The sequence below is a fragment of the Nostoc sp. genome, from assembly GCF_036917675.1.
Lineage (GTDB): Bacteria > Cyanobacteriota > Cyanobacteriia > Cyanobacteriales > Nostocaceae > Nostoc.
The window spans coordinates 1-8631 of record NZ_JBALCT010000009.1 but is presented as its reverse complement, the minus strand read 5'-3'; the positions used below and the strand labels follow the sequence as shown (position 1 = coordinate 8631).

4 protein-coding genes are annotated in these 8631 nt (G+C 40.7%); all 4 read right to left on the bottom strand.

The window, feature by feature from the left end:
* Positions 1 to 228 precede the first annotated feature (228 nt).
* On the bottom strand, positions 229 to 825 hold the full coding sequence (locus V7K31_RS03020; RefSeq protein ID WP_335092511.1) for a hypothetical protein: 597 nt from the start codon (positions 823 to 825) through the stop codon (positions 229 to 231).
* A gap of 63 nt (positions 826 to 888) precedes the next feature.
* Positions 889 to 2586, bottom strand: coding sequence for an RHS repeat domain-containing protein (locus V7K31_RS03015; RefSeq protein ID WP_335092509.1), 1698 nt, complete (start codon positions 2584 to 2586; stop codon positions 889 to 891).
* 438 nt (positions 2587 to 3024) lie between these two features.
* Positions 3025 to 3651: a hypothetical protein gene (locus V7K31_RS03010; RefSeq protein WP_335092508.1), complete on the bottom strand. Its 627-nt coding sequence runs from the start codon at positions 3649 to 3651 to the stop codon at positions 3025 to 3027.
* 147 nt (positions 3652 to 3798) lie between these two features.
* Positions 3799 to 8631: RHS repeat-associated core domain-containing protein (locus tag V7K31_RS03005; RefSeq protein ID WP_335092507.1), on the bottom strand; the 4833-nt coding region annotated here is incomplete at its 5' end.

The window sequence follows — 8631 nt, the reverse complement described above, 5'->3', positions numbered from 1 at the left end:
ATGGCTGCTTTTTCGGCATCTAAGACGGTTTTGACATCTTTGTATTTGCCATTTCCGTGGAATGGGGCGATGGTACTACCAGAAACGTCAATGGCGAAGATTGTTAAGCAATATTTGGCGAAGAGTATCTTCGAGGCATGGATGAAAATTGCATGTGCTGGTTAACTGGAATAGGTAGCGATATCTTAAAAAGTTACAAAAATTGCTGAAATATCTCTATTGCGCCCTTTATTCGGTAGTTTTTTCCAGTAACTGACTTAAACCATCCAGTAAACGTTCGGCAGTATACTGCAAACCGGATGAATAGGGTGAATGAGAATTATTCAATGCCCATGCCAATTTGCTTTCTATAAAAGGTGTAGGATTGGTTTGAGAAATAATGTTTCTTTTCTGTTCATCAGATAATCCAAAATTCTCAATCCCGTTATCATCCCAAAACAATAACCTCTCTAAAGAAACTAAAGCTTGATAGGACTCATTTGTATCAAATTCAGAAGAGTAATTTTGAATAATGTCTAGTAAGGGTACAAGTCCAGTTTTTGATGAGGTTTTACCAATTGTAAATAATAAACTGCTAGTGAATTTATTTGAATCAATAATCTGTCTTTGGAGGAATTCAACAATTTCTGACTCTTCGTTCTCAGTTAAATTGATATCGATTAACTCCTGTTTGATTAAACTTTCATATCTACTCCTTCTTTTGTCTTGTGGTAACTGCCAAGAATAAATTTCTAGGATGAATGATATATCAGTAATTGCATTACTGCATATATGTTCGTCGTCAGATTTTATATTTACAAAAATTTCATTAATTAAATGGTTCATAGTTTTCAGCTAATTAATCTCAAATAATCAAATTTAAACAACTCAATTTTATCAAGTTTAGTTTTATGGCTTTGGTGATGGAGTTCTCAAATTTGTACCTCGGAGGTTTTCCACGTCAACTCTGTAATCTCCTTTTTTTACTACCCTTCCATCTCCATCCCACTGACCAGATGCAACTTGATATCTTCCCTGATTTGTCGGTCCTATATACTTTGTTTCATTACTGACATAAACTATAGCACCAACTAGATTTGACTCATATCTATTTAGAGGGAACCATGTTGCATTCCTACGAGTTTGCCATAGTTCAAAAAGTCCCGAAAATACTTGCGGCTGATTAACTCCCACTTCTGGAACATTGAGTAAAGCTATTCCATAATCGTACTGTTCTTTATACTGTAGTTGTACTCTCATCTGATTAACATCTTTATCATCAAGTTCGTCTATTTTTTTGCGCGTTTTTTCATTGTCTGGGTAAAGCTTGTACTGAAATTGATCTTTTTTACCTTTTTTCGCTTCCTCTATAAGAATATACGAAACTACCCCAGCAGCCAGAGCTAAAAATCCAGCAGTTATCCGTGCAGCTTGTAACACAAAAGGAGTGGTGGTGTAAAGAGTAGATTGTTGTATGTCAACCTCTTCACTTATAACGTCTGCTTCCACTTCTTCCATAAGTGTGAATAGACCTGATGGATCTATACCATTTACTGGATTTGAATTAGTGTAAATATACTTATTGAGAGTTGTAGGGTCAAAAACATTTCCTAAATAAGTATCTCTTCTTGTAAATCTTCCCGTACTACTGTTGTAATACCGTTGTCTTAAGTAGTAATCACCAAGGTTCTGGTCATATTGTTCACCCGCAAACAGGTATTTATTCTCCACCCCACCAGTAGAGTTAATTAATTGCCCGTAAGCATCATAATCATAAGTACTAACAACATTACCAGTTGCATCAGTCAGTATTCGTGTACTACCCAAGCCATCAACATGGTAGAAAGTGCGATCGCTACCCTTCTCCTGAGCAATCAAATCATTACCGTAAACATACTCGACCTGCACAGCACCGTTAGAAGAATATTCTTCCAAAACCTGTGCATACGGCTGCATTTCATCAATCAAGTAGCGCCTCTCAACTCCATCAACCGTTGCTGCAACTCGAATACCATTATCGTTGTACCGATACTGCATTGATTGTTGCATTGCACCATTGGCATCCTTCACCCTTGCAGCAATCAACCGATTCTCATAATTCCAAGTGTATTCAGTTGTAATGCCGTTTTCAGTCTTCCTTAAGGTATTGCCATTGTGATCGTAAGTATAATTAGCAATTATTTGCTGATTAACAGTCTCATTTAACAATCGGTCATTGGCATCATAGGCATAATTTGTAACCGTTGTAGCACTGTTGACAGTTTCACTCTTAGTTTTCCGATTTCCTACTTTGTTGTAAGTGTAATCGTAGATGCGGTTGCCATTAACTGCATCAGTGATTTTTTCTTCAGTCAGGCGATACAGCGAGTCGTAAGTATAATCAACGCTGCGACCAGAATATTCTTCGACTTTCTTACGATTGCCGACTCCATCAAGTGTGTATTTAAAGTCAGAGAATATTGTACCCGTGACATTTCTCGTTGTCACTTGGGTTGAGCGATCGCGTATATCATATTGCCGTGATTCAACAGTACCGTTATCCTGGTAGTGATCGCGCAAGTCATAGTTATACTGTGTTACGCCGCGCCCATCGGTTACAGTCTTCAATTGCGACGAAACTGGATCGTAAGTGTAAGAGACTGTTGCAACTCTGGGGTCAGTAAAGGTCTTTTGCTTGAGGCGACCATACTGATCAGAACTGTAGTTAATGGTGTTGCAAAATATCTGTTGGTGGCAAATAATATTTATGTTGGGTTTTGCTTTGCTCCACCCAACCTACGAGGAATTGCGATTCCACTAATAAATAAGAAAAACTAAGAGCAAATCTAGTACCGCGCGAATACCATTATCGTTGTAGCGATACTGCATTGATTGTTGCGTTGCGCCGTTACCATCCTTCACTATTGCAGCAATCAATCGATTCTCATAATCCCAGGTGTATTCAATTGTAATGCTATTTTCGGTCTTTGTTAAGGTATTGCCATTGTGAACGTAGGTATAATTAGCAACTACTTGCTGATTAAGAGTCTCATTTATTCATTCAGATCATTCAGACTTGATATCATTTCTCGGTACAGGCAAAAGTTGGATAACTTCTCCAGTATTTATCTTAGGATATTCACGCCAAAGTCGATTATACACTTGTAGTAAGGACTTTTTTTCAGGATCATCATCAGAATAACTTAATGCTAATTCGTAGAAGTCAGCAAAAGCTTCTTGAATTTCACAGCCTAAAAATTGACTAACGAAACTATGTTTTCCAGTAATAAAAAGGAAATCTAGCTTAGTACAAATAATGACCCAATCAGGCTCTCCAGAATAAAGCGCAAACCAAAAAATCCCACACTTCCAATTGAATTCTTCAATTGCTTCAGCCGTTGCTGGAAATACAAATGCAGGGGGGAACGCTTTTAAAGGCTCAAATGCTATTGCTATGATTTCTTGATTTTTATTCTCCAATACTGCTTGCAAGAGTTTAATTTCATCTTCTTCAGAAAAATGATCTCCGCTTTCAGTTGGTATGGCGATCCAATCAGTCTGCTTAATAATATTAAGCTTACTAGGCTCGACAGTACTTCCAGAACCAACTACAACTTTGTTTAGTGTTTCCCTAAGTTTATTTACTTCTTCATCATTGAAAATAGGCTTCAAAAATTTCCATTCTTCAGTCATAATTTTTCTCAATGCGATGGTGATTTAAGTAGTTAGACAGAATTAATTACAAAATGTCATTGCAAATGGAGCGAAACGGAATGAAGCAATCGCAAGGGTTGGGGTTGCTTCGCTTCGCTCGCAATGACTGTAAATATTTTTGTTCGATTACTTGTATCTAAATTTAGTGTGTTTTTTACTTCCTACTGGATCAACTTGTATAGTTGGAGAACCTTCATTACTTATATTCCGAACACTTATACGTGAACCATCTGGTAGTTCTGCTGACCGTGTACCACCTCCTTGGTCTTTTACTGTAGATTTATCTACTCCTAATTCTTCAACAACCTTATCAAACTCGTCATTGGCTGTATCAAAATCACCCAGTTTGTTATACTCTTTAGATTTTTCCGATTTCTTGACTTTTGGATTGGGAATTGCGCCTTCCTTTAGGATATCACTTGCTTTGTCGCCGTCAGTTGAACTGAAATAAGGAATATATAAATCTAAAAAAGCTTGTATACCTAAATACGTTCCCAATCCTAAAGCTACACCAGTACCTACTATTAGTATACTAACTAAAACTTTTTCAATTAGAGACGCAGCAGCAAGACCTCCAATACTGTATTCTAAAAACAATCCCCTGGGATCAGTAAAATTAACTGGATTGTCATGGGTATAAATATACTTATGCAGCGTGAGCGGGTTGCCTAACTCACCCTCATACGTATCCCGGCTAGTAAATCTTCCAGTATCCGCATCATAATACCTCGCCCGATTGTAATAATCCCCTAAAGCCTCATCAAACTGCTCACCAGCAAACAGGTACTTATTCTCTACCCCACCAGTAGAGCTAATTAATTCCCCGTAAGCTTCATAATTATACGTACTGACAACACTACCAGTTGAATCAGTCAACACCCGTGTACTACCCAAGCCATCAACATGGTAGAAAGTGCGATCGCTACCCTTCTCCTGAGCAATCAAATCATTACCATAAATATACTCCACCTGCACAGCACCATTAGAAGAATATTCTTCCAAAACCTGTGCATACGGTTGCATTTCATCAATTAAGTACCGCGTTTCAACTCCATCAATCGTTGCTGCAACCCGAATACCATTATCGTTATATCGATACTGCATCTGTTGCTGAACAGCATCACTAGCATCCTTCACTATCGCCGCAATCAAACGATTTTCATAATCCCAAGTGTATTCAGTTGTAATGCCATTTTCGGTCTTCGCTAAGGTATTGCCATTGTTATCGTAAGTATAATTAGCAATTATTTGCTGATTAACAGTCTCATTTAACAATCGGTCATTGGCATCATAGGCATAATTTGTAACCGTTGTAGCACCGTTCACATTTTCACTCTTGGTTTTGCGGTTGCCTACTTGATCATAAATGTAGTCATAAACTCGATCACCATTAACTGCATCAGTGATTTTTTCCTCAGTCAACCGATACAGGTCATCGTAAGTGTAATCAACAGTACGTCCATCGTGTTCAACAACTTTGGTGCGATTTCCTACTTTGTCCAGGGTATAACTGTAGCTGGAGAGAATAGTGTCACCCTTATGATTTTCTAAAAACTTCAAGCGGTTGAGGTCATCATAAGAACGAATTTCCTGCGTACCATTAGCTAAAGTAGTACGCACCAAATTACTTACTGCATCGTACTCATAATCTGCTGTGACAACAGAATTCTCTATTACTTGGTCAAGGCGGTTACGAGCATCAAAGGTGTAATATACTGTACCTGAAGCTGTAGTAACTGAAGTGCGATTACTTGCAGCATCATAAGTATACTCAATCTTGCGTCCATCTGGATCAGTTCGTTTTGTCAGGCGATCGCGCTCATCATAGTCATAATCATAAGTTGCAGTAGTTTGACCCGAAGCGTCAACAAACTTAATAACGTCTTGCAATCCGTAGGATGTGTGAGTATACGTTACCTTAGACCCATCCTGGAACTGCTTATAAGTCATCCAGTTCATCGGGTCGTAACTGTAGGTGATGGTATTACGGTTAAAGTCTGTGTACGTCTTCAGATTGCCAACAGCATCATAAGTAGTATCAGAACGCTGACCTATCGGCAAAATTACCGCCATGCGATGACCGACACCATCATATTCATAATTGGTGCGGCGATCGTTAGCATCCTCCATCCAAATCAGGTTCCCGACTTCGTTGTAGCCGTATTCCGTCCAGTCTTGAAGCGCATTCTTCACCCCAGTTAGACGACCCAAGACATCGTAGCGATATTCAGTACGCTTGCTGCTTTGGTCGGTCATTGCAATACGGCGACCCAGGTTATCGTATTCACTGGTGGTGTAAGTCTTGTCTTGAAACCCAGTTTTGCTTAACCGTCCCAGGTCGTCATACTTGTATGTGGTGGTATGGTTGAGGGCATCAGTTTCAGCAATTCTCTGCCCTGTTTTGTCATAAGTGTAAGTAGTTCTGGGGTTGTCTGTTAAAATTGCAGGTGTATCATCAGCATAAATTACCACAGTTTCTCGACCATCAGCATCGTAGCGAAACTCAGTGCGATCGCCCCGTTCATCAATCTCAGCTTTTACCAGACCATCGCTGTAATATTCAGTACGAGTATTAGGGTTGTCATCCCAATTATTTGGTGTTGTATCTGGATTGATAGTTTCAATTAACCTACCAACATCATCATAGACAAAGCGTGTTTCCCGTCCAGCTTTATCAATGGTGGCAATTGTGCGCCCAGCCTGATCATAACGGCTGGTTGAGCGTAAATTGTCATCAGGATTATCGGGCGTGTCATCTGCGTAGATAGTTGCAATCAACTGACCTTTTTCATCATATTTGTACTCAGTACGATGATTGAGTGCATCAGTAACAGCAGTTTGATGCCCAAGTTTGTCATACTCATAAGTTGTGGTATGATTTTCGGCATCGGTCATCGTTTTCATCCGACCGTTGTCATCATAAGTCCAGGTTGTGAGTAAAGTCCTTAGACCTGTGGGTGTGGTCATTTGACGAGTTTCAGTCAGCTTGTCGCCGTTGGCATTATAAGTATAGGCTGTAACATTACCCAAAGCATCTGTAACGCTGGTGACATTACCATTGTCATCGTAATCAAAGGTCGTGAGATTACCGTTAGCATCTTTGACAGACCGGAGTTGACCTCTGAGGTCGTAGTCGTAACCAGTAGTGTTACCAAGAGCATCAGTAGTTGAACGGAGATTACCACTCTTACTATAAGTGTTAATTGTGGTGCGACCTAGTGAGTCAGTCTCAGTCAGTAAACGACTATTAGCACCATAAGTATAGTAAGTGATGTTACCAAGAGGGTCGGTTTCAGTCAGCTTGTTATTCTGGGAATCGTAAGTATATTTAGTGGTAAAACCATTTCCCCCAGAACGGTCTGAAATGACGGTTTCTTCCAGAACATTGTTGTTATCGTCATAAGTCCGTTTGGTGATTTGACCAAGAGCATCAATCTCAGTGAGAACATTGCCACGAGCATCGTATTCGTAGATAGTGGCATGATCGAGTTGGTCTAGTACAGTCTGCCTGGAATTGTTGGGGTCATAGGACATTTCCACCTTCTGACCGTTAACATCTTCCAGATACTTCAACCGCCCATCATCACCGTACTCGTTCTTGACACCAGTCCTGCCAAAGGGGTCGATGATTTTGTCAAGGTAGTGCTTACGCTCTTGGTCATACTCCATGCGGGTAGTGTTACCTTCTCTATCCGTAACACTAACCAAATCGCCCTGAGCGTTGTAATCATACCGAATTACCTTCCCTGCCGGGTCAGTAACAGTCGCAATTCGTCCCTGAGCATCCCGCCCAAACGTAATCTTTTGTCCAGTCGAGCTAGTGATATCCGCATCTGTATAGGTTAACGTATTGCCGTTAGTATCCGTGACAGTCAACAAATCACCTGTTGCTGCATCAATTTGATAGACAATGCCCTCTTTCGTGGTTAAAACATACACACCACCATAATAGGTATCGGCAGGATTATAAGCACTGCCACCCAGCCCGTAGTACTGATTAGTGCCAGCCCCATGAATAATGCGGGTGTTTTGAACAGTGAGAGTATCGGTCACGCCAGCATCAGCGACAAATGAGGGGTGGTATAGATTTGGGTCAGAGTCAACACCACCAGCGCCTCTTAAATACTGGGAAATTGGGTCAATCGTTGGCTTAAAAGTGAAGCCTTTCCGTTTCCCTCCCGGAAGTGTAATGTATACTTTCGTGCCATCTTTGAAGGGGTTTTGCCCTCCTAATTCCGCAACTTCTCCTGTGGGTTTGCCAACTGAGGTTCGCAAATCCGTGTCCCTGAATTCCATGCGCCAACCGTATCCAAAGTCATCTGTGCTATCGGATTTTAGGCTGTCATAGGTACGAGTTAGTGTAATTGGAATTCCAGTTACAGGGATAGATAAATCCGTAAACGACAACCGGAAATTACCGAGCTTTAGTTCGCCAGACACATTAACCGTGTCTTCCACAAAGCTGACGTTCCCGCCCTTGTCATGAGCTTCCAGTCGCAGGGTGTACGAATCATTTTCCAGCAGAGATGGGTCAAACTTGCCTAGTACATCATTATTAACAGTGCTTGTGCCTCGGAAAATCTCTTTGAAATCGCTACTGCCAATCGGCGCAACTAGCAGTACGTAATAATCTAGATTATCGTCGCTAACAGTGCCCTTAATATTAACTGGCCTTGTAACTGTGCCGTTAGCGTAAGCACCCAAATCAAGACTGACATCAGGCGCATTCACATCACTGGTATCAATTACAGCCACATCGAATATCGCTTGCCCAATATTACCATTCGTATCAGTAGCGTAAGCTTTAGCAATAATCGTCCCTGCAATGGTTGGCGTAAAAGTCGCCATACCATTGCTATCCAGCACTACCGCAGTACCATCAATCAGCAATTGCAGTCCAGCCACCTTGGTATTATCTGTTGCCCGTGCTTGGAAGGTTATCGACTCGCCTAAATTAAT